The sequence below is a fragment of the Teichococcus deserti genome, assembly GCF_001982615.1.
GTDB lineage: Bacteria > Pseudomonadota > Alphaproteobacteria > Acetobacterales > Acetobacteraceae > Pseudoroseomonas > Pseudoroseomonas deserti.
Genome location: NZ_MLCO01000501.1, coordinates 1 through 573 on the forward strand (window position 1 = coordinate 1; position 573 = coordinate 573).

1 protein-coding gene is annotated in these 573 nt (G+C 73.5%); it reads right to left on the reverse strand.

The annotated features are described in order from the left end of the window. A partial coding sequence (locus BKE38_RS29490; RefSeq protein ID WP_131829803.1) for a KpsF/GutQ family sugar-phosphate isomerase occupies positions 1-525 on the reverse strand: 525 nt, incomplete at its 3' end. Positions 526-573: the final 48 nt, after the last annotated feature.

Sequence of the window (573 nt, forward strand, 5' to 3'; positions counted from 1 at the left end):
GCCGCGCAGCGACAGCAGGGCGACGGCCAGCGCATCGCCCAGCGCGATCTGCATGGTGGTCGAGGTGGTCGGCGCCAGCCCGTTCGGGCAGGCCTCGGGCATCGCCGGCAGGATCAGCGGGATGTCGGCCGCCATGCCCAGCGCGCCGCCGGCGCGCGATGTGATGGCGATCAGCTTAACCCCGAAGCGGCGGCAATAGGCGACGATGTCGGAGAGCTCCGGCGCCTCCCCCGACCAGGACAGCGCGACCACGATGTCGGCCGTCTGGATCATGCCGAGGTCGCCATGGCTGGCCTCGCCGGGATGGACGAAATAGGAGGGCGTGCCGGTCGAGGTCAGGGTCGCCGCGATCTTGCGGCCGACATGGCCGGACTTGCCCATGCCGGTCAGGATGACGCGGCCCTGGCTCGCGCGGATCAGCGCGATGGCCTCGGCCAGCCGGGCGCCGAGCTCGCCATCCAGCGCCGCCTGCAGCGCGGCCAGGCCCTCGATCTCGAGGGTCAGGGTGCGGCGGGCGGCGGTCAGCGCCGCCTCGCCAGGGGTCTCGCCCGTGCTGTCGCCAGGGCTGTGGGG